Raw genomic sequence first — 21,459 nt, 5'->3', positions numbered from 1 at the left:
ATAAAAAAAGCGAGCTCAATAGCTCGCTTTTTCATTTAATCTTTTGGTGTTATTCCGCTGAAGTTTTGCTTTTGCGTTCCATAAAGCCCAGCTTCTTGCCGATCCATACGAGTAGGATCATAGAAACCATGATAGCAAAGAAGTTTGAACCTGCTTCTGGGTATTGCGCTTTGACAAACGCAGAGTGACCAAATGCACCCACAAAGAAACATGCCAGTCCAACCAATGGTATATCTTCAGATACCGGGTTGCTTAGGTATTCTTGGTAAAGAGCTTGTACAGCCAGCACAAGTGCAATCAATGGAAAGATTGAGAAAGATACTTCACTCATGGTCAACCATGACAATAAAGCATCGCCACATACACCTGCAACCAGTGCCAAAATCAGCGTTTTCTTTTCAGATTTATTTCCGTTCGCCATTATTCTATCCCGCCTTTTAATCGGTTACGTTCACGTTCTTTGCGATACCAATAAGCCCCTTTGGCTATCATTCGCAATTGCATAATCAATCGTTCCGCGAGTTCATCTCGCTCACGTCGATCTAAATCTAAAGCTTCAGCACCCGAGCTGAATACCAAAGTCACCGACGCCTCTGCTTGAGTATACGCCTCTTCTCTGGTCACGCCGGAGCTCATTAAGTACTCGGTTAATTCTGCCGCAAAATGCTGGATTTCTCGAGCGACAGCAGTCCGAAATTCAGATGAAGTGCCAGAACGCTCACGCAGCAATAAGCGAAATACGTTAGGACTACTTTCAATGAATTCCATAAAGGTTTCAACCGAAGTTCGAATAACACTCCCTTCTTTGACAATTCGCTGACGCGCTTGACGCATCAATTGGCGCAACAGCAATCCCCCTTCATCGACCATAGTTAAGCCTAACTCGTCCATGTCTTTGAAGTGGCGATAAAAAGAAGTGGGTGCAATTCCGGCCTCTCGGGCAACCTCTCGCAAGCTGAGACTGGAAAAGCTGCGATCCGCACTTAATTGACTAAATGCCGCGTCGATCAGTGATCGACGTGTCTTCTCTTTCTGTTGTGCGCGGATTCCCATCGATTTCATTCTTAACTTGCTCTTTTTTTGTAGGGTACAAGAGCTTCAATATAACGCAATTCCCCCCTACGGAGAAAGAGATGTTGCCTCTACTGGAGTTAGCCGCGCAAACGTTACTATTGGCAACCATCGAATTGCAATCTTCTTACTACAATTTATAGACATCCAACAAGCCAATTCGTTCTTTTGGCTATTTCTGCGTGATCACTTCCACTCTCTAGCAGCCATGACCTGTACCTATAGCGCAAATGGGTTAAAATTGCGCTAAGGCAATGTTAAGCAAATATAACAAGGAAATACATCATGGCGCATGTTAATCACTTTGACGTGATCGTAATTGGTAGTGGCCCAGGTGGAGAAGGGGCTGCGATGGGGTTAACCAAAGCGGGACTGAATGTAGCCATCATCGAAAAAGAGAGCAGCGTAGGTGGCGGCTGTACACACTGGGGGACCATACCATCAAAAGCACTGCGTCATGCGGTTAGCCGTATCATTGAATTCAACAGCAACCCGCTTTTCTGCCGCAATAACACCAGCCTGCATGCAACATTTTCTGACATTTTGGGTCATGCAAAGTCAGTTATCGACAAACAAACGCGGCTGCGTCAGGGATTCTATGATCGTAACCAATGTACCCTACTATTTGGTACTGCGCGTTTTATCGATGGCCACTCTGTCGCGGTGATGCAGAAAGATGGCACAGAAGAAATCTACTCAGCAGATAAATTTGTCATTGCGACTGGCTCACGCCCGTACCAGCCAGATGATGTCGATTTCCTACATGAGCGCATTTATGACAGCGACTCAATCCTAAGCCTGAAGCACGACCCTCGTCATATCATTATTTATGGTGCTGGCGTCATTGGTTGTGAATACGCATCAATCTTCCGCGGGCTTGGTGTGAAAACCGACCTTATCAATACCCGTGACCGCCTGTTGTCATTCTTAGATAACGAAGTTTCTGATGCACTGTCATACCATTTCTGGAATAGCGGTGTCGTGATTCGCAATGATGAAACTTACGAGAAAATTGAAGGCACTGAAGACGGTGTAATTATCCACCTGAAATCCGGCAAGAAGATGCTCGCCGATTGTCTGCTGTACGCAAACGGCCGAACAGGTAACACGGACAAACTCAACCTAGGTGCAGTTGGTCTGGAAGCAGACTCTCGTGGACAATTAAAAGTAAACCGCAACTACCAAACGGTAGTTGAAAACATTTACGCAGTTGGTGATGTAATTGGTTACCCAAGTCTGGCAAGCGCAGCCTATGACCAGGGACGCTTTGTGGCCCAAGCCATTACTAAAGGTCAGGCAGATAATTACCTGATCGAAGATATCCCGACGGGCATCTACACCATTCCGGAAATCAGTTCAGTTGGTAAGACAGAGCAAGAACTGACGGCTGCGAAAGTGCCTTACGAGGTTGGTCGCTCTTCCTTCAAACATCTGGCACGTGCACAGATCGCAGGAAAAGACATTGGCAGTCTGAAGATTTTGTTCCATCGCGAAACCAAAGAGATCCTTGGCATCCACTGTTTTGGCCAACGTGCAGCGGAAATCATTCACATCGGTCAAGCAATCATGGAACAAAAAGGCGAAGCGAATACCATCGAATACTTCGTTAATACAACGTTCAACTACCCGACCATGGCGGAAGCCTACCGCGTGGCAGCGTTGAATGGATTGAACCGACTGTTCTGATTCGATGAACAACAGTAACTAACAAAACAGCAGACGTTATGTTTGCTGTTTTTGTTTGCAGTAAGCGTTAGGCGAGAAATGTTCCCTTGCGCCACTGATTGATAAAAATCACCCCAAGTCCGATGCCGCGCAATATCATGAAACTGGTCATCGCCAGCCAAAGTGCATGATTTTCCAACCCCGAGAAAAGATAAAAGACAACAAAGAAGCTGCAAGTTGCCACAAACATGCTATTGCGCATGTCTTTGCCCTTGGTCGCCCCGACAAATATCCCGTCTAACAAAAAGCACCACATTGAAGCCAGCGGCATCACTACCAACCATGGCAGATACATAGCGGCTTGCTGCTGCACTGCATCTATCGAGGTGATCGTGGCGATCAAACACGATCCTGCAAAAGCAAAGACTGCGGTTAAACCTAAGCAGATAAGAAGACTCCAAAAGAAGGTGCCAATCAATGAGGCACTCAGTTGCTGTCTGTCTTTCGCCCCGATGGCTTTACCCACCATGGCTTCCATAGCGTACGCAAAACCATCCATACCGTAAGATATAATCATCAGAAAGCTCATCAGGACAGCATTCGCTGCCACGACATCATCACCAAAGCTCGCCCCCTGAAACGTCATAAAGCTAAATGCCGCTTGCAGACATAACGAGCGTAAGAAGATATCGCGATTGAGTTTTACAAAGCGCCCCAGCCCATGCTGAGTCTCTCCAAGTAAACTCTTCGGTATTGGAAGCTGCCGCTCTTGCCACGTTTTCCACACACAGACTAAGCCAAACGCCATGCCTGAGTAGTCGGCAATCACAGACGCTAATGCTGCCCCTTCTACTTTCCAGTCAAAACCAATGACGAACAAAACATCCAGTGCAATGTTAGTGAGGTTAGTAATGATCACCATCCACATCGGCGCTTTGGCGTTTTGTGTACCCAACAACCATCCCAGCAGCACGAAGTTCATCAATGCCGCCGGTGCACTCCAGACTCGAATAGAGAAATACTGCATGCCGTAATGTTTGACTTGTGTACTGGCGTCACTCCAGCCAAAAATAAGATCGCCAATTGAGCTATGAGCAAATAAAAACAGCACCGCAAACAGCAGTGCCATCAATGTCCCTTGCATGAAGACTAATGCCAACTGCTTACGGTCATCACCACCATAAGATTGCGCGGCTAATCCGGTTGTCGACATGCGTAAAAAACCGAGCAGCCAGAAGGTCACGCTGATCATAGTGCTACCCAAAGCGACACCGCCCAGATACCAAGCGTGTTCAAGATGACCAATCACAGCCGCGTCGACCAGACCAAGCAGCGGAACGGTGATATTCGACAACACCATAGGAATAGCAAGCGCTAAGACCTGACAGTGCACTTGAGGATTAGATAAAGGAGAGAAAATAGAGTTTGTCACAAGCACCTCGTTAGCTAGGCTAACGAGTGTACCTGAGTGCTTAATGACTAGCCAATCACCACTTGATATGAACGAGGACGGGCGTAAGTCGATGCTTCAATAAAGGAATTTTATTCAGCCAGCGTTGCCAGGCTTTCCAGCGTGAGCAAAAGCGGTCAAAAGGCGAAAACACTTTTACCCATTGTGCCCAAGGCAGCCATTGCAGGATCTGTTCTGCAGGAGCTTCAAATCCATGAGCATAACAGTCAGAGCCGAGCTTCTGTCCCCACTTACTTTCCGTCAGATCCCCAGCCAAAACCATACACACCTCCGCAGACACAAAGTAGCGTCCCAGAGCTTGAATAAAACGGGCAATAAGCGATGCCGAACAATCCAGCAACGCCATTTCACAGACAACCAAAACAGGCGCTTTGTCTGGAATAGCAAGAGAGTCAAGCCAACACATATCTTCCACACTGCCTATATGGTGCTCGTAACGTTCATTTTTATGGAACAGTCTTTGACGCCAAACCAGATTCTCCGTGACATCCAACTCTATCCAATGGCAACGGCCATTATCCAAACGGTAGAAACGGGTGTCGAGACCTGCGCCAACGTTGATGACCCATGCATCAGGATGTTGCTGCAAAAACTGATTGACCTGCTGGTCACATAACTGCGTTAACGTCACGTGCAACAACTGCTTTTGTGCCACATCACCACTCAGGCAATCTGGCGCCATTTTACAACTCAGGCAGGCTTTCGCGGCAATGGGATCATAGACCAATCCATTGTCGACCATACTTTCACGGCTACGTAACAACAAAGGTTTCAACAAATGATTGGGAACTTGATGTTTAAACTTAGACATGGCATTTCCTGCGCCAATGGAAATAATGGTTATGGAATCAGATGATAATGAATATCAATTACAGTATCAAGCAGGAATGCTATTGAGCAACAAGGAAGTGTGAAATGGGGCAAGATATAAAATAGAAAGACGAGCAGACACAACAGCCCAGTATGTCTGGGCTGTTGTTAAAAAGTTTACATCCAGTCGGTATTACGAATGATGCCGACCGCTAAACCTTCAATCGTCAGGTGTTGAGATGTCAGATCCACCTGAATAGGTGCAAACTCTTCATTCTCAGCGTGCAGTAATACAGTAGAACCTTTACGTTCCAAGCGTTTCACCGTCACATCGTCATCGACTCGGGCAACGACAACCTGACCATCACGTACATCTTGGGTTTTATGTACAGCCAGTAAGTCACCATCCATAATACCGATGTTTTTCATACTTTCGCCATTTACGCGCAGCAAGAAATCCGCTTGTGGCTTAAACATCGCTGGATCGACTTGGTAATGAGCTTCCACATGCTCTTGAGCCAAAATCGGCTCACCTGCCGCAACCTGACCAATCAGAGGCAAGCCCTGATCATCATTTGCAGCGTCTTCAAGCAGAATGCGAATCCCGCGAGATGCACCTGGAATAATTTCAATCGCTTGCTTACGAGCAAGTGCTTTTAGGTGTTCCTCTGCAGCATTTGCAGAGCGGAAGCCAAGCTCACGCGCAATCTCTGCACGAGTTGGTGGCATTCCGGTGTCATCGATTTTACTTTTGATCAAATCGAAGACTTGTTGTTGGCGTGGCGTTAACGGCTTCATGTCTCACCTGTCTTTTTATACAGTTAACTGTGAGTATATCCAGTAAATGGTTAAATGGAAACCCAATTGGTTGTTTTTTAATTTATTTGCCTAACTTCCTGACGTTCTCCACAATCCTTCATGTCATAAGTGTTTAAAACAGCACGCTTAAAGTTAACTAAACTAAAGCACGGCTTGGCCTTTTGACCAAAATCCATTCAATAAAATTAAAAGGTTCGACCAGTTTCTGTTATCCTTGCTGCGCTTAAAATTTATTGTCTGGGCTTATTTCTATTGCTGTACTCATCTTCTAAAAAAGATGGGGTAACGCGGACAAAGAAATAAGCCGGGGCCTGTTTGAATACCTATCGAGGCTGTGAACTTTATGTCTTCTGGACAATCATTTTCACGTTCATTACTAAAACTACCTTTATCGGTACTGGTAAAGGGCACCACAATCCCATCGAATCCAATTGAAGATCTCAATATCGATCTGGCAAAGCCGATTGTGTATGCCTTACCGTTCCGCTCGAACGTGGATTTGCTGACACTGCAAAAACAAGCCATGAGCCTTGGTCTGCCTGACCCGCTCAGTCCACTGGAAATCAATGGCAAAACGTTAAACCGTTACGTCTTTATTGCTGCCCGCCCAACGGTGATGGGGAACGACAATGATGTACCGACGGAATCTGATTCTCTATTCACTCAGTTATTAGAGCTGCACAAAACGGACAACGGTCTCGACGTACAGATGATCCCAGCGACTGTTCTGTGGGGGCGTAAACCAGGTAAAGAAGGAAATAGCAAACCGTACCTTCAGCCAATGAATGCCCCGCAAAAAGCCAAAGCGGTGATGGCGTCAGGTCGTGACTGTTTAGTGCGCTTTAGCCCAGTGGTCTCTTTGCGCTACATGGCAGATTCTCATGGCACCGATAGTGCCATTGCCCACAAACTGGCACGTGTGGCGCGTATACACTTCTCTCGCCAGAAACTGGCAGCATCGGGACCGAACCTTCCGCAACGTCAGGTTTTGTTTGCGCGCTTAATGAAGTCACCTGCTATCGAACAGGCGATTGAAGATGAAGCAAAGAGCAAAAACATCTCGATCGAAAAAGCGCGCAAAGAGGCCCATGACATCATGGACGAAATTGCGGCGAACTTCTCTTATGGGTTGGTGAAAAACGGTGACCGTATTCTCGGCTGGCTGTGGAATAAACTTTACCAAGGTCTGCACATCAACAACGCTTCGACGGTGCGCCGTCTGGCACAAGATGGCCACGAGATCGTCTACGTACCATGCCACCGCAGCCACATGGATTATCTGCTGCTTTCTTACGTTCTTTTCCATGAAGGTATGGTGCCACCGCACATTGCTGCAGGTATTAACCTTAACTTCTTCCCGGCAGGCCCTATTTTCCGCCGTGGTGGTGCGTTCTTTATCCGCCGTAGCTTTAAAGGTAACAAGCTGTACTCAACAATTTTCCGTGAGTATCTGGCCGAGCTATTTGCCAAGGGTTACTCCGTTGAGTACTTCAGTGAAGGCGGTCGCTCTCGTACTGGTCGTTTGCTGCAAGCAAAAACAGGTATGTTGGCGATGACTATTCAGGCAATGCTGCGTGGTCTAAACCGTCCGGTAACTCTTGTGCCGGTTTATATCGGCTATGAGCATGTAATGGAAGTAAGCACTTACGCTAAAGAACTCCGTGGCAAGCGCAAGGAGAAAGAAAACGCCGGTCTGGTGTTGCGTACTCTTCGTAAACTTCGCAACTTTGGTTTGGGCTACGTGAACTTTGGTGAGCCAGTTCAGCTCAACCAATACCTCAACGAGCATGCACCTGAGTGGACTAAAGACATCGACCCGATGGGCGGCAGCAAGCCACAATGGATGAATCCGGTGGTGAATGGGCTGGCCAACAAGATGATGACGCACATTAACGATGCGGCAGCAGCAAACGCACTGACACTCTGTGCAACAGCCCTGCTGGCTTCTCGTCAGCGCGCTTTGTCTCGTGATTCTCTGATCAGTCAGATTGAATGTTACTTGAAGCTGCTGAAGAACAATCCATATTCAAGCACTTCTACCATTCCAAGTGAAAGTGCTGAAGAGTTGGTTGATCACGCAATCTCACTCGATAAGTTTGTAATTGAAACAGACAGCATGGGTGACATCATTTCACTGGATCGCAACCAGTCGATTCTGATGACTTACTACCGTAACAACATCATTCACTTGTTTGCTCTTCCTTCACTGATTGCTCAGATGATCATTCGTCAGCGCAACTTAACGGTTGAAAAGGTTCAGCAGAACGTCGCACACATCTATCCATTCCTGAAAAAAGAGCTGTTCTTAAGCTATCAGGAAGATGATTTGAATAAACTGGTCGAGAAAATTCTTAATGAATTTGCCGAGCAGAAAATGATCTGTCTGGATGGCAACAAGCTGGAGATCAACCAGTCCAATAACCAGCCGTTGGTTCTGTTGGGTCGTACGATTACTGAGACGCTGCAGCGATACTCGATCGCGATGAATTTGCTGGTTGCCTATCCTGAACTGGGCAAATCCGATCTGGAACAGAAGAGCCAAGATATCGCGCAGCGTTTGGGGCGTTTGCACGGCATTAACGCGCCAGAATTCTTTGATAAAGGCGTGTTTACCGCAATGTTCAATACCTTGAAGCAGCAAGCGTATCTGGACAGAGATGGTAACTGCGATACCGAAAAGACAGAGAAATTCGCCAAACTGTTGTTTGCGTTGCTTTACCCGGAAGTGAAGCTGACCATCGAAGAAAGTATTCACCAACTTCACGCGTAACAAAGTGCGAAAAGCAAAAAAGGCATCCAATCGGATGCCTTTTTCATTTTCAAATTTCTACCAGAACGCGACTAATAAACCAATGGCGATCACCATGCCGACATAGTTGTTGTTAAGAAACGCTCTAAAACACAAGTCGCGCTCACGATGACGAATCAGGTGCTGCTGATAAACAAACAGCGAAGCGGCAACCAGAATCGTCCAGTAATAGCTTTGGCCCAGCTGATAAAACTGCCCTAACCCAACCAGCATCGCTAAGGTTATCAGCTGCAAAATGCCGATGATTAACTTGTCATGACGGCCAAACAAAATCGCCGTCGATTTAATACCAATTTTTAAGTCATCATCACGGTCAACCATGGCGTACTGGGTATCGTATGCAATCGTCCACAAAGCATTAATGACAAAAACAAACCACACGATCAGTGGCAACTCACCAGTTTGCGCAGCCCAGGCCATCGGAATTGCCCAGCTAAAGGCCAGCCCAAGAAACAGTTGTGGCAGATGGGTATAGCGCTTCATAAACGGATAGATAAAGGCGAGCACAACACCCGCGAACGAAAGCTGAATCGTCAGTGGATTCATTGTTAGCACGAGTAAAAACGAGCTTACAGCTAACACCAGAAACAGAACTATCGCTTCTTTCGCCGTGACTTTACCCGATGGCAGTGGGCGCTGTTTGGTGCGCTTTACGTGACCATCGACCTTACGATCGGCAAAGTCATTGATAACACACCCTGCACTTCGCATTAGGAACACGCCCAATACAAACACAAGCAACACATTCCAATTTGGCATTCCCTGAGCTGCAATGACAAGGGCCCAAACCGTTGGCCACAATAATAGTAGTGATCCAATAGGTCGGTCCATTCGCGTCAGTTGCCAATATGCTCTGGCTTTCTCTGCAGACATTTACACCCTCTCCTTAGCGTAAATTGGTGATTGAGATAAGAATAACTCGGCTACTAACATCGGTTTGTGATTCATCCACAACCTTGAACGTCGCGCTAAAAAACGGCCTTGTGGCAGATCCACCCACCCCATTTGCAGTGAGTCACGCTCCACGTTATCCGCGCTAAATACCGTCAGCCCCAAAGGGATATCCCCTTGCTCTGCCAGATCGTATTGCTGGTCCACCAGCGTGGTACGCGGAATCAAGGTACGACCGACAACCCAAGGACAGTCATCACCGTACAAGACTACTTCCCGTAACAGGCAGTCTTGCTCAGACAATAACTCACTTTCATCGAGTTTTAATGTCTTGGCAGTGACGATTTGATTTTGCAGTAATTCCACTGTCAGTTCTTGGCAGTGCTGCTTTAAACGACGTGACAAAGACCCTTGCTCTTCAAGCCAATGCTTGGCAATTTCATCAGGAAATTCAAATTGTTCGGGCTTTTGCCACTCTACTTCCAATAAAGAAGCAAGATAGAGTGATGTTGGCTGATTCATACTAGTATTCAATTGGAGGCTTTATGCATACAATAAAGCCACAACTTACCGTCTTATTGAAACCGTAAGTTCTGTTATTTGTTATAGACGGTCTATTGTACCAAGACTGAAGCGATTCGAATATCGCGATCCAGAGAAAGAAAAGTTAGAAATATGTACAAACGTTATATAGCCCAAACTATTTTTGCGTTAACCATGCTTATCTCCGCACCGACTTGGGCTGAAACGGAACAAGCTGAGCCTCAGTTAGCGTACTTCACACTAGAGCCAGATCTGACAACGAACTTTTACACCACAGGGAAAAAGTTAGGTTACGTTCAGGTTCGTATCGATATTATGGTCATGAGTCAGCAAGACCTGGCTATTGTTGAACATCATCAACCTTTGATTCGCGATGCAGTCATCGAATTACTCGGCCGACAGACAGAAGACACCATCAAGTCCCTCTCTGGTCGGGAAGAGTTGCGCAAGACGTTAGTGAAGACATTAAACGAAACACTCCTGCCAGAAACCGGTAAAACCGTAATTTCGGATTTGTTGTTTACCAAGTATCTCTATCAGTAAAACGATAGAAACAAAAAGACCGCTTAGTAAGCGGTCTTTTTTCGTCTTAAATCTTAGGCTTTTTGCTGGTACTTCATCTTTCCGGAGTCAAATAGCGCTATCGCCATTCCCGCTAGCAAACCCACTAAGTGCGCAGTATTAGCAATCGCCATAAACGGTTGGACAAAACCAAGCACTAACCACACCAACATAAACACGATGATTGACTTTGGTAACGTCAGACCTAAATGTGGTAAGCGATATCCTAATACCCACAAGTAACCAAGTAGCGCATAAACAACCCCAGACAACCCGCCGAAGTTTGCTCCTTCAACATAGAACTGACCTGCGCCAGACAAAGCTGCTGAAACAACAAAGAGTTGGAGTAACTTTCTGGATCCAAGACGACGCTCGATGTCGCCACCAAGTTGCCACCACCACAGTAAGTTAAAGATGATATGTGTCACCGAAAAATGCAGCAGAGCATGGCTCACCCAACGCCACAATTGCCATTGTTGACCTTCAAACGCAGGGAAATGCAGTAACGAAAACACACCTCGGCCGAAGCCTATCATCTGTAAACCATAGATAACGGCACACACGGTCATGATCAATAGGGTTACAGGACCCGCTTTAGACTTGATCATGCTCATGATACTCGGGCTTGAGTAATGAAATTGACTCTTTCGAGTATCGGCAACGTTCCACGATGCGGCACTATATTTAGAATCCGATGGATTAGCTAAAAAATGTTTCAGCTCTGCCTCTGCTTCGACTTCATGCTGGCTGTCTGTCAGCCAAAGCGCAAACTGCCCCTGACCTTCTGGCATCATCTGAATGTCAATCTGACGAGAAGCCATATAGTCGATGAAGGCCTGTGCCATGCGTGGGTTATTTAACGTTACCAATCTTTTCATTAACTTCTCACTATCGGTAATTGTGCTCGCTGCCAGGCTTCAAAGCCACCGTCCACACTGTACACCTGCTCAAAGCCTTGGTTTACCAAGTATTGCGCCGCCCCCTGACTACTAATCCCGTGGTAGCACATAACAAGAACTGGTTGTGCGAACTCTGCATCATCCATAAAAGAGACGATCGAATCGTTAGTTAAGTGAAATGCTGACTCTGCATGCGCAACGGCAAACGATTGAGGGTCACGGATATCTACAAGCTTTGCTTCGCCCTGCTCAAGCAGTGCTTGGGCACCTTGTACATCGATATGCTGAAACTGGTCCATTTACTTTCTCATTGTCTTATTAATATACCCAAATAACCTAGAGATACTCGATTGGGGCACAGCCGAACACTGACTCAAAAACGGCTTCATAAGTCACTTGGGTATATGCTGCCATTGTAACCTATCCAACGCCAAATTTAGACACAAGAATAATCAGGGAATTTAAAAGTGTACACAATACAACCACATGTGGATAAATCTGTGGATTGCGTTGATAAAGTATTTTTTGATCTTTTGATCCACAATATGTAGTGATGATCTTGATCTAACTGTGTGTATATTTCTAACTATCCCCAAAGCCAAAAACGCTCAGACGCCTTATTTTGCCCCGCTTTCGAACAGCTGATAAATAATTACTTCACAGAGTTATACACAGGTAGCACATAATTTTAAGATCGCAAACGCTATCGATTTTCGATCGAAAATAAAAAAGCCGAGATCACATGATCTCGGCTTTCTATGAAAATTTTACTTTCGCCTAGAAGTGGGAGTTAGAACTCACCAACAGCAAGTTTCAGTTTCTTCATTGCGTTCTTTTCTAGCTGGCGAATACGCTCGGCGGAAACACCAAATTCATCAGCCAGATCCTGCAATGTTGCTTTATCATCATCTAACCAGCGAGAACGCACAATACGTTGGCTACGCTCATCTAGGCTCGCAAGTGCATGACCAAGACGATTATTGGTATGCATTTCCCAGTTGGCTGCTTCAATGTTATCTGCAACATCTGACGATTTATCTTCCAGGTACAGCATCGGAGCTGTGTAGGCATTTGAACTATCGTCTTCGTCACTAGGCATATCGAAGGTAGAATCTACTGCCGCCAGACGGGATTCCATCTCACGGACTTCTGAAGGCTCTACTCCTAACTCGCGAGCAACCGTTTCGACTTCACCGTTGTTGAACCAACCTAAGCGTTTTTTCGACTTACGTAGGTTAAAGAACAATTTACGTTGTGCTTTGGTTGTTGCGATCTTAACAATACGCCAGTTACGCAGTACGTATTCATGGATCTCAGCTTTGATCCAGTGAACCGCAAAAGACACAAGACGCACACCCACTTCCGGGTTAAAACGTTTAACGGCTTTCATTAGACCGATGTTACCCTCTTGCACTAGATCTGCCATTGGCAAACCGTAGCCGGAGTAACCTCTAGCAACGTGAACAACGAATCTCAGGTGCGACAGGATCAGCCCTTTCGCGGCTTCAATCTCACCTTTGTAGTGTAATCGTTCTGCTAGTTCACGCTCTTCGTCTACCGTCAGCATTGGATAGCTGTTAACGGAGCGAATATAGCTATCAAGGCTATCTTGCGTGACTAGAGCCATCGGATACGCTTCTTTTGTCATTCAATTCCTCATCAATCTCTGATCTGGAGCATTACATTGCAATTTAGCTTCGATATCTTGAACTCAAAATGAACAAGTTTCAAGAAGGGGGAGCAATTATCCATAAACAATTGGTCTATACAAGGGCTAAAAAATAGCTTGTACTAATAAATTCCAAGGATAAGACCGCCATCACTTAAACTGGTTCAATTTCTTTTAAATGACGCTGTGCAGAAATACGCGCAGCGATACAACCTATCAAGCTGCCAGTGATGATGAGCAGCAGAGATTCATCCCAGTTTAGACCATTCAGACGGAACTGGCTGTCGTACAATGCCGCCAAATCTTCAACTGCACTGTTCATTACATAGGTCACAACCGTTGTAACTAACCAGGCAATCATGGCACCCAACACACCAAACCACATTCCAGTATATAGGTACGGACGCAGAATGAAGCTATCAGTCGCACCGATCAGCTTCATGGTTTGAATCTCTTCTTTATTCGCCAATACATTGAATCGTAATGTATTGCCAACAATGAGAAATACCGCACCCAACATGAGTACAGACAGCGTGATAACGACAATACCAGCTAGAGTTTTAATAGCATCAAGCCGAGCCAGCCAGTCTTCATCAAGTCTGACATCGGTAACATCTTGCTGCTCGCGAACTTCTTTGGCAATTGATTGAATATCGCTTTTTAATTCAGAGTCCGGAGTAATCACCAGCACGCCAGGCAGCGCGTAGCCACTCAATAAACTCAGCGCTTTATCGAAACCAGCGTATTGACTTAGATCGGCCAAACCTTGTTGCGGAGAAATATATTCTACTTCTTTCACCAGCGGCCAGGTTTCAATTTCATCCTTAAGTACCATAACACGCGCATCAGGCATGTCTTCGACTAAGTAAGCACTTACTTGAGAAGGTGACGCTACCTCTTCCGCAGCACCCGCGACGTTCTTACCTAATAAGTACAAGCAGGCTGGCATCGCAAGAGCGATTGAAACCACAGCAAGAGTAAGAATGTTCCCTAAAGGGCGTTGCCACAGAGCAGAAAAAGATGCTTTTGCCTGCTTAACATGCACGGAGAAAAAACCATCGGTATTCGCTCGCTTGGCACTGCTGCCTTTGTCTTTCTTTTGCGAGTGCTTTTTACCTGCCATAGTCTTCTACCTCACTTAGGAAGCCTTGATTCAATTCAAAATGACGATACTGTGGGCGAGTGTTCACTAACCCGATATCGTGCGTTGCAAGAAGTATCGTCACACCAGCTCGATTAAATTCTTCAAACAGGCGCAGCACACGGTTGGACAATTCAGGGTCGAGGTTACCCGTTGGTTCATCCGCCACCAGCAAGGTTGGCCGGTTCACCACAGCACGGGCAATCCCAACGCGTTGCTGCTCACCGCCCGATAACTGACTCGGCAGACAGCGAGCTTTATCGAGCAAGCCCGTTTTATCTAACGCCGCAGAAACACGACGTTTAATTTCATTTTCAGAAATCGATTCGATGCGCATCGGCAGTGCGACATTATCGTAAACACTGCGATCCATTAGTAAACGGTGATCCTGAAACACAATTCCGATATTGCGACGCAGGAATGGAATGTCTTTGTTAGCAATGCGAGTGATGTCATGACCGTTAAAATGGATTTTTCCGTCGGTCGGACGCTCAATCGCGCATATCAGTTTCAGCAAGGTACTTTTACCAGCGCCGGAATGCCCGCCCAAAAACGCCATCTCTCCGCGTCGAAGGTGAAAATCGACTTTTTGCAGTGCTTGTCGACCACCTCGGTAAGCTTTACTCACTTGCTGAAATTTGATCACCGTTGATTTCCTCTAACTTAAATTACTCTTCACGGCTGAACAGTGCGTCAATGAACTCTTGAGTTTCAAACGGACGCAAATCTTCGATGCCTTCGCCTACACCAATGTAACGAATTGGAATACCAAACTGATCAGCAATAGCGAAGATTACACCACCTTTCGCTGTACCATCCAGCTTAGTTAATGTAATACCAGTAATAGGTGAAACGTCACTGAAAAGTTTCGCCTGGCTGATCGCATTTTGACCAGTTCCGGCATCAAGCGTCAGCATTATCTCGTGTGGTGCAGAGTCATCAATCTTCTTCATTACACGTATAATCTTGCGTAACTCTTCCATCAGGTTAGCTTTGTTTTGCAGACGGCCAGCGGTATCGGCGATCACCACATCCACACCACGTGCTTTTGCCGCTTCAATCGCATCATAGATAACTGAAGCACTGTCAGCGCCAGTATGTTGAGCAATCACAGGGACGTTGTTACGTTCACCCCATACTTGAAGCTGTTCTACCGCTGCTGCACGGAAAGTATCACCTGCCGCCAGCATCACTTTCTTACCCTGATTCTGGAACTGCTTCGCCAATTTACCGATAGTTGTGGTTTTACCCACACCGTTTACACCAACCATAAGGATAACGTAAGGGGTTTTGCTGCTATCGATTTCTAGTGGCTGCTCAACTTTAGACAGAATCTCTGCCATCTCTTCTTTCAACAAGCCGTAAAGGGCCTCGCCGTCTTTAAGATCGCCTCGTGACGCTTTCTCAGTCAGGTTGTTGATGATTTTCGTTGTGGTGTTCATGCCCACATCTGCGATAAGCAGTTGCTCTTCCAGCTCCTCAAACAGGTCATCATCGATTTTTTTACCGCTGAATAGACCAAAGAAGCCTGCGCCGATATTTGCTTTAGTGCGGCTTAAGCTGCGTTTTAGACGAGCGAAGAAGCTTTCGGTCGGTTTTTCCTGCTCTTGAATACGAGGCGCAACCGGGGCTTCTGCTTCTGCTTCTGCTTCTGCTTCTGCTTCTGCTGGGGCAGATTCCGCCTTCTCAGGCTCTTCTTCAACGACCAATTGCTCTTCTTGTTCAGCCACCGATTCGGCTTGCTGATCTTCAGAAGGTGCATCCACTGCTTCTTCTTTTACTGTTTCTTCAGTTTTTGGTTGTGGGCTTTGCTCTTCATCACCAAAACCTAGCCACGAAAGTAATCCGCGCTTCTTTTTTTCCGTCATCTGGGGCTATCCTAGATTATCTTTTTATCTATTAATGACTCTTTTTTGACAAGATTATTATCCGTCTAAAAAAGGCTAATGACAAAGATGTGAAAACTTTCCAATTAGGTGAATCTAATCTTATTAGTGTTACACTCTGTCATCTTGAATATTCTGGGCTGTATCCAAGCTCAACGCCTGGGCGATTGGGTATAGTATCACTTTATTAGCGGTCAAAAAATCTATGGTAAGACGTCGCCAGCAAAACTCATCACAAAAAAAGCCAACAACGGGCTTCGTTCGTATTATTAGTGGCTTATGGAGAGGCCGAAAACTCCCGGTTCATGACGCAGAAGGATTACGTCCAACCACCGATCGCGTGAAAGAAACGCTGTTTAACTGGTTGGCGCAAGATGTGCCGCAAGCGAAGTGTCTTGACTTGTTCGCTGGTTCTGGTGGTTTAGGTTTTGAATCCGCCTCGCGCCAGGCAGAACAAGTGACGATGGTTGAATTAAACCCACAAGCCTTTCAGCAGTTACAAAAAAACGTGGCGTCGTTAAACGCAACAAACATCCAGGTGGTGAATACCGATGCGCTGAGCTTTTTAAAGCAAACCGGCACCCCACATCATGTGGTGTTTATTGATCCACCATTCCGTAAGGGCTTACTGGATGAAACTGTAATATTACTAGAACAAAATGGCTGGCTTGCCGAAGATGCCATGATTTATATTGAAACAGAAAAAGAGCTGAATATCCTCGATCTACCAGAGAGCTGGCAGCTATACCGAGAAAAAACGGCCGGTCAAGTCAGTTATCGTCTGTATGAACGCACATCAGCGTAATGCTTCTACATAAAAGGATACCAAAATGAAAGCACTACTCATCTTAGCTAAAGCGGCGATCGCCTTTGTTTGGTTGGTATTGATCATCAACATTATTACGCCGTTCCCGGGTAATGCAGCTATCGCACTTTACATCATGACAGCGTTCCTGTTCATCATGCACGGTCTGCAAATGGCCATTTTCATCGGCGCATTTGGCGATAAGATAAAAATGAGTAGTTGGGATAAGTACTCCATCCTTATTTTTGGCATCTTTGCCCTGCTAGACATTCGTCGCAAGCACATGATGTAAGTACCAGACAAAAAAACAGCCGCTCACAAGAGCGGCTGTTTTGTATTGGTTATCGGCTATTATTCGAGATAGCATTTCAAATCGTCGGGGGACATTTGCGTTGATATCATCACCAACAATCACCCCATCTGACGCTCTACCACTTTCAGCTCATTGATTTCGCCGCTTAGTGATTGCAAACACGCTCCATATTAGCGACAAACTTACCTTCAACTTCACGTACTTTTTTGCTTTTTAGCAAAAACTCAAGTAAAGAATCTAAATCTAGATCATTCAGTTTGCAGGTGTGAAAGCGTGTTTCTAAGCCGAAATGCACTGCAAGCTCTTCACGATTCATCGGGGTTTCATGAAGCAGGTTTAGCAGGTCATGGCCATGAATGTTACTCATCATCGACTCCAGTCATCATATTGAATACGATCAGTTTACAGAAAACGCCTTACACTGCTTTGACCTAGGTTAGTAAATAATGGAAGCAACGATGAGCGCATGCGCCATAAAATAGCTCCCACTTACCCATACGTAGGCACGCTTCATGGGTTTACGATAACCGTGGATCGCATAGGCCAGGGCCGAGTAAGTCATTACCATAGTGCCACCGAAGCCAATCGCATTCGAATAGCTTGGAGACTGCAGCCAAACCTCTCCGGCCGCCCAAGCCATTTGCACCAGCATCATGCCCATAATTACAACCGGAAAAACCAAAGAGTCGAGTTGCGGTAACAACAAAAAAAACGCCACGATACTAGCCGCTAACAGTAAGGCCAAAAGCCACCAAATAATTTCCCCTTCAAACTGCATCCAGAACGACTTGCTATAACAAACTTGCGCGACCAAGTAAGAACAGAAGTAAATCAGCTTACTAGTGCGCAACGAATGCAACGTATCTGCAAGTATGGAAACGCCCAATCCAGCAGCAATCCAATAGGAATAAGCTGCATGCGCCCCTTGGGTTAATACCAGGACGAGAAGGAGTAACAGAGTAAAGATTTTAAATACGAGAGATTGTGTCGGGTTGGCTTGTTTTGCCCCCAACACGGAATACACACCTGATAGCCCAATAGCCAGCCAACTCCACATGCTGTACATACCTTTTACTAAAACTCGCCGCTAGTCTAGGTAGACCAATTTTGATGTAAAGACACAATCTACGAAAGTTGGATCTCGCTAGCGATTCGAGGCAATTAACCTTCTCTTAAAATCAACAAAATACACAAACAAATAAAACTCAGCTCAACACATCTAAAGTGCTATTTAAAAAATCAACTTGCTTACTCATCCATCAATACGAGCAAAGAACAAGCATAAACAATAAAAGTACCTAAGTACGACATAAGATAGCGGAAAATCGTGAACTATATTAAAGAAAAATCTTATATAAACGCAAAATAATAGATAATAAAATTATCAATCACCACAAATAACATGATGATATATAAGAATATAAATCAAACCAAACCACTAAAACCAGAGTTAACACCACCAATACTTTCCAAGCCCTTTTCTCACCGAGTTTTTCTCATCATATAAGAAATTCATTTTTTTTAACTCACTTCCCGATTGGGAGTTATCGAAAATGATGTGATATTTCTCAGTTTTTGAGAAACACAAACCAAATGCTATCCGAACCCCAGACAAGATACAAAAAACAATAATTAAACAATATGTAATCCAATTCTTACACATAAAAATCAAACAGTTATCTGAAATAAGGGTAATAAAAGAACAAACAGGACACTTTAAGAACAAACCAAAAAACACTGTTTAATTAGTAAATTTCACGCAAAACAGGTTAGTTAACTGTAAGTTTTAAAAAGTTTTCACAAGATACGTTGATCAAACCAAAAAAAGAGTGCTATATTAGCTTCATAGAGTTCATCAAGATTAAGGGGTAGTGTTATGATTTCATCTTCTCAAAAACAAGGGCTGGTAATGATTGCAGTGGTTGTGGGTTTAATGACACTACCACTGATGTACTAAGCTACTGATTAAAAATAAAAAAGGACGCAATAGCGTCCTTTTTTATTTTAACTTTATCAGTGCTACTGAATGTGTTTAGACAGTATGTCCCAGTGCATGTAGTAAAAACCAAGAGCAGCAAGCGTGATCAACGCCATTAACAAAATTGCAGCCCGCCAAATAAAGCGTGAGCTTCTCGGTGTCAGCTCTTTTTCACAATCATCGCATACCGCCATAAAATTCTTTCGATCATCCAGTTTAAAATCTTCTTCGTGAACAATCTTATTACGTATGGTAGCGATATAACGCAGCTTTGCGATTACGTCATGTGGTAACCGTTCTTCACAGCTATTGATAAGCTGGTGTAACCCTTTCCCTTCTGCATGATATTGAGTGCGCAAAAGTTTTTCGATCGTTCGGGTACGCATGACTACTTTTTCAATATCTGACATCGTAACCCTCCTCACTTGACTCTTTCTTTATTATTCATTTTATTCTTCTATAAATTTAGAGCTTTTTCGAGCGGTTAAGTACTACTTTCAATTCAAATTGTGCCCTTGCACGCATATAAACCGTGAACTGCGCCGAATAAAATCCTACCGTCTTTTGATAGATCGCGAATAGTTTGTCTCAACTCAGAGTTTAATCGGGGAGTTCTGTAAAATAGTCGTGATTGATATATTGGAGGTCATCATGCCAACCCCTCTTATTTTGGCTCTTATCGCCCTGATTACTCTTGGGGCCTGGGTTTTCTTCCGCTTCTACAGCAAACACTACGTTGGCGAAGAGGCCCCCGAGCAATGTGTACAAGTAACCATTTTAGATAAACAAGCGATCGAGGTTCCGGATGCCAAGCCGGGACAAGATGATCAAGAGTATTGGATTTACGTTCAGCGTGGTTCTATTGGTCCTAAACGTGAGTTCCAAATTGGTGTCCACTACTACCACGCACTGAATCCGGGCGATAAAGGTACATTGACTTACCGCGGCGATAAGTTTCTCCATTTCGCCCTTAAGCGCTAATTTAAGGCAATAACCAACGAGTCTTGTCCGAACGAGAGAACAAATAACTCATCGCCAAGGCTCCAGCTCCACTCAAGAGTATCCACAAAGGGATAACCCATATCGGATGCCCTTCATACCAACCGAACTCTTTCATGGGCCATAAGAAAATGGGGTGAAGCAAATAAATTCCTAAGCTGTGCTGGCTAATAAAGCTCACCACTTTTTGAACCTTCGGCGATAATCCTTCTCCAAAATAACGGACCAGCATAAAAATCATTGATGCTGCTAAAATCACGTTAAGTGTTTTGTATGAAAGCCAACGCCCTACCGTGTATTTCTCTGCTTCTAAACTGTTCGTCACCACCATAGTAAAAGTCACTACCAATGCCACAAGACCTAATCCAGTAAACAAAGTCACAACCGAACGTTGCAAAGGAAGTTTTTGGTACAGAACAAAACCAAGAGGCAGATACCCCATATAGAGCCAGATTTGATTGCTCCAAGGGCCATCTATTTTGAATAGGAATAACGTGCTAGTGAAAAGCCAGAATGCCAGGTACGTATAGACTACATTATCGTCAACATTTCGTACCATCCACTGAAACAACGGAATCACCAAATAAAGCGGAATAAAATAATAGAAAAAGCCCAGGTGATAATAAGTTTCATGATGAACACTATTGCTCAGTACCTCTTTGACCGTTTCAAAGTCAAAGCCCTGAACCGTCCAACCGGATAGATAAGCATAAAACACCGACCAAATGAGGAAAGGAATCAAAACCTTACCCAAGCGTCTTTTTATATAGTACTTGCCATCAAACGGCCGGGTATCACTGAGCATTAAAGCTCCGGTGATCAGGATAAAAACAGGTACCGCCCATCGGGTAGAACTATTGACACCAACTGCCGTTAACCATTGATCGAAGGGAATCACACCCAATTCATTACGATAAGGCGCTAAGACATGAATAGCGATCACTGCGACTGCCGCCACGCAGCGCAATAGATCAAAAAACAGAACCCTTTCTCTCATACATCTTCCCACCTTGAGTCGCTTATCGTTTAAAGCATAGGGTAATTTCCGATGAGTGGAATATTTAACAGACTGTTTTTGCTTATTTTTAACTCAATAACAACACGTTAATCCAACTTCCCTGCCAAATAT

The 21,459-nt window shown here is 45.0% G+C and carries 23 protein-coding genes; 6 read left to right on the top strand and 17 right to left on the bottom strand.

Going from position 1 to position 21,459, the window contains the following annotated elements:
• Nucleotides 1-49: 49 nt before the first annotated feature.
• Entirely contained in the window at nt 50-421 is a 372-nt protein-coding gene (locus tag WJM94_RS22960) for a YijD family membrane protein (protein WP_444496488.1), read from the bottom strand.
• Nucleotides 421-1,062, bottom strand: coding sequence for an HTH-type transcriptional repressor FabR (fabR, locus tag WJM94_RS22955; RefSeq protein WP_444496487.1), 642 nt, complete (start codon nt 1,060-1,062; stop codon nt 421-423). The genes WJM94_RS22960 and fabR overlap by 1 nt, the downstream gene beginning before the upstream one ends.
• 294 nt (nt 1,063-1,356) lie before the next feature.
• Here fabR and sthA point away from each other — a divergent pair, with 294 nt between their 5' ends.
• Complete coding sequence (gene sthA / locus WJM94_RS22950) at nt 1,357-2,757, top strand: Si-specific NAD(P)(+) transhydrogenase (RefSeq protein WP_444496486.1); 1,401 nt, start codon at nt 1,357-1,359, stop codon at nt 2,755-2,757.
• A 67-nt stretch (nt 2,758-2,824) separates the two neighbouring features.
• Here sthA and dinF read toward each other — a convergent pair whose 3' ends face one another.
• The 3 genes from dinF to lexA form a co-directional block, all read right to left on the bottom strand.
• The gene (gene dinF, locus WJM94_RS22945) at nt 2,825-4,168 is read right to left on the bottom strand and encodes an MATE family efflux transporter DinF (protein ID WP_444496485.1); all 1,344 of its coding nucleotides are present in this window, start codon (nt 4,166-4,168) and stop codon (nt 2,825-2,827) included.
• A 55-nt stretch (nt 4,169-4,223) separates the two neighbouring features.
• Nucleotides 4,224-5,018 (bottom strand): class I SAM-dependent methyltransferase, encoded by a 795-nt coding sequence (locus WJM94_RS22940; protein WP_444496484.1) that lies wholly within the window; start codon nt 5,016-5,018, stop codon nt 4,224-4,226.
• Between the two features lie 176 nt (nt 5,019-5,194).
• Entirely contained in the window at nt 5,195-5,815 is a 621-nt protein-coding gene (lexA, locus tag WJM94_RS22935; protein WP_444496483.1) for a transcriptional repressor LexA, read from the bottom strand.
• Between the two features lie 364 nt (nt 5,816-6,179).
• Between lexA and plsB the strand changes: the two genes are divergently transcribed.
• Complete coding sequence (gene plsB, locus WJM94_RS22930; RefSeq protein WP_444496482.1) at nt 6,180-8,606, top strand: glycerol-3-phosphate 1-O-acyltransferase PlsB; 2,427 nt, start codon at nt 6,180-6,182, stop codon at nt 8,604-8,606.
• A 57-nt stretch (nt 8,607-8,663) separates the two neighbouring features.
• Here the strand turns inward: plsB and ubiA are convergent, their stop codons facing one another.
• Nucleotides 8,664-9,518: a 4-hydroxybenzoate octaprenyltransferase gene (ubiA, locus tag WJM94_RS22925; protein WP_444496481.1), complete on the bottom strand. Its 855-nt coding sequence runs from the start codon at nt 9,516-9,518 to the stop codon at nt 8,664-8,666.
• Nucleotides 9,519-10,058 (bottom strand): chorismate lyase, encoded by a 540-nt coding sequence (locus tag WJM94_RS22920; RefSeq protein WP_444496480.1) that lies wholly within the window; start codon nt 10,056-10,058, stop codon nt 9,519-9,521. It abuts the gene before it with no gap.
• 153 nt (nt 10,059-10,211) lie between these two features.
• Between WJM94_RS22920 and WJM94_RS22915 the strand changes: the two genes are divergently transcribed.
• Nucleotides 10,212-10,622 (top strand): flagellar basal body-associated protein FliL, encoded by a 411-nt coding sequence (locus WJM94_RS22915; protein ID WP_444496479.1) that lies wholly within the window; start codon nt 10,212-10,214, stop codon nt 10,620-10,622.
• Between the two features lie 53 nt (nt 10,623-10,675).
• Here WJM94_RS22915 and glpG read toward each other — a convergent pair whose 3' ends face one another.
• The 6 genes from glpG to ftsY all read right to left on the bottom strand — a co-directional run bounded on the left by glpG (nt 10,676) and on the right by ftsY (nt 16,217).
• Nucleotides 10,676-11,518: a rhomboid family intramembrane serine protease GlpG gene (gene glpG / locus WJM94_RS22910; protein ID WP_444496478.1), complete on the bottom strand. Its 843-nt coding sequence runs from the start codon at nt 11,516-11,518 to the stop codon at nt 10,676-10,678.
• Nucleotides 11,518-11,838: a thiosulfate sulfurtransferase GlpE gene (gene glpE, locus WJM94_RS22905; RefSeq protein ID WP_444496477.1), complete on the bottom strand. Its 321-nt coding sequence runs from the start codon at nt 11,836-11,838 to the stop codon at nt 11,518-11,520. Before glpE ends, glpG begins: the two co-directional genes overlap by 1 nt.
• A 491-nt stretch (nt 11,839-12,329) precedes the next feature.
• The gene (gene rpoH, locus WJM94_RS22900) at nt 12,330-13,187 is read right to left on the bottom strand and encodes an RNA polymerase sigma factor RpoH (RefSeq protein WP_444496476.1); all 858 of its coding nucleotides are present in this window, start codon (nt 13,185-13,187) and stop codon (nt 12,330-12,332) included.
• Nucleotides 13,188-13,362: 175 nt separating this feature from the next.
• Entirely contained in the window at nt 13,363-14,331 is a 969-nt protein-coding gene (gene ftsX, locus WJM94_RS22895) for a permease-like cell division protein FtsX (protein WP_444496475.1), read from the bottom strand.
• Nucleotides 14,321-14,995, bottom strand: coding sequence for a cell division ATP-binding protein FtsE (gene ftsE / locus WJM94_RS22890; protein WP_444496474.1), 675 nt, complete (start codon nt 14,993-14,995; stop codon nt 14,321-14,323). Before ftsE ends, ftsX begins: the two co-directional genes overlap by 11 nt.
• 22 nt (nt 14,996-15,017) lie before the next feature.
• On the bottom strand, nt 15,018-16,217 hold the full coding sequence (ftsY, locus tag WJM94_RS22885) for a signal recognition particle-docking protein FtsY (RefSeq protein ID WP_444496473.1): 1,200 nt from the start codon (nt 16,215-16,217) through the stop codon (nt 15,018-15,020).
• 223 nt (nt 16,218-16,440) lie between these two features.
• On the opposite strand from ftsY, the gene rsmD reads away from it, so the two are divergent.
• Together rsmD and WJM94_RS22875 are read left to right on the top strand one after the other, a co-directional pair.
• Nucleotides 16,441-17,040, top strand: a complete 600-nt coding sequence (gene rsmD / locus WJM94_RS22880) for a 16S rRNA (guanine(966)-N(2))-methyltransferase RsmD (protein ID WP_444496472.1) — start codon at nt 16,441-16,443, stop codon at nt 17,038-17,040.
• A gap of 25 nt (nt 17,041-17,065) precedes the next feature.
• Nucleotides 17,066-17,332: a DUF1145 domain-containing protein gene (locus WJM94_RS22875; protein ID WP_444496471.1), complete on the top strand. Its 267-nt coding sequence runs from the start codon at nt 17,066-17,068 to the stop codon at nt 17,330-17,332.
• Between the two features lie 166 nt (nt 17,333-17,498).
• Here WJM94_RS22875 and WJM94_RS22870 read toward each other — a convergent pair whose 3' ends face one another.
• The 3 genes from WJM94_RS22870 to WJM94_RS22860 form a co-directional block, all read right to left on the bottom strand.
• Entirely contained in the window at nt 17,499-17,720 is a 222-nt protein-coding gene (locus tag WJM94_RS22870) for a YecH family metal-binding protein (protein ID WP_444496470.1), read from the bottom strand.
• Nucleotides 17,721-17,789: 69 nt separating this feature from the next.
• A complete protein-coding gene (locus WJM94_RS22865) occupies nt 17,790-18,410 on the bottom strand; it encodes a lysoplasmalogenase (RefSeq protein WP_444496469.1) in 621 nt (206 codons plus the stop codon).
• A 962-nt stretch (nt 18,411-19,372) separates the two neighbouring features.
• Nucleotides 19,373-19,741, bottom strand: coding sequence for a DUF4145 domain-containing protein (locus WJM94_RS22860; RefSeq protein ID WP_444496468.1), 369 nt, complete (start codon nt 19,739-19,741; stop codon nt 19,373-19,375).
• A 241-nt stretch (nt 19,742-19,982) separates the two neighbouring features.
• On the opposite strand from WJM94_RS22860, the gene WJM94_RS22855 reads away from it, so the two are divergent.
• Complete coding sequence (locus WJM94_RS22855) at nt 19,983-20,312, top strand: DUF2500 domain-containing protein (protein ID WP_444496467.1); 330 nt, start codon at nt 19,983-19,985, stop codon at nt 20,310-20,312.
• 1 nt (nt 20,313) lies between these two features.
• On the opposite strand, the gene WJM94_RS22850 is transcribed toward WJM94_RS22855, so the two are convergent.
• Entirely contained in the window at nt 20,314-21,327 is a 1,014-nt protein-coding gene (locus tag WJM94_RS22850) for an acyltransferase (RefSeq protein WP_444496466.1), read from the bottom strand.
• Nucleotides 21,328-21,459: the final 132 nt, after the last annotated feature.

The organism is Vibrio sp. YIC-376 (assembly GCF_052353105.1).
Taxonomy (GTDB): Bacteria; Pseudomonadota; Gammaproteobacteria; order Enterobacterales; family Vibrionaceae; genus Vibrio.
The sequence above is the reverse complement of the archived record's forward strand: the minus strand, read 5'-3'. Positions and strand labels throughout refer to the sequence as shown.